The sequence below is a fragment of the Dellaglioa sp. CoH-57-MRSF-22 genome (assembly GCF_056781895.1).
Genome location: NZ_JBXAXT010000205.1, coordinates 1 through 274, shown reverse-complemented (window position 1 = coordinate 274; position 274 = coordinate 1). Strand labels below are relative to the sequence as shown.

Here is a 274-nt window from a genome sequence, read left to right as displayed (position 1 = left end):
GCGATCAGTCAATTCCTGCAATACCGCAAAGAACGCGGTTTGTGCATTTTCACGACTGATAAAATACTTATTCCACAGCTCGTTCAATACTTTGTCAGAGAGTTTCATTCTTGCTCCGTGATTGTTCCAGCAGTTCAGCGACGTATTGTTCCACTGTTTTATCCGCTACCTCGGGAGCTGTCAAAGCCTCAATCCAGAAGGCTTTTTCGATTTCCATTTGAAAAGTTGTGTAGTCGCTGCACCCGAGCCATTCACAGAGTTCGTGGTCAGGCTC

1 protein-coding gene is annotated in these 274 nt (G+C 46.0%); it reads right to left on the bottom strand.

Going from position 1 to position 274, the window contains the following annotated elements; genetic code table 11:
- Positions 1-94: 94 nt before the first annotated feature.
- A partial coding sequence (locus tag AC1RPR_RS08795; protein WP_481763569.1) for a hypothetical protein occupies positions 95-274 on the bottom strand: 180 nt, incomplete at its 5' end.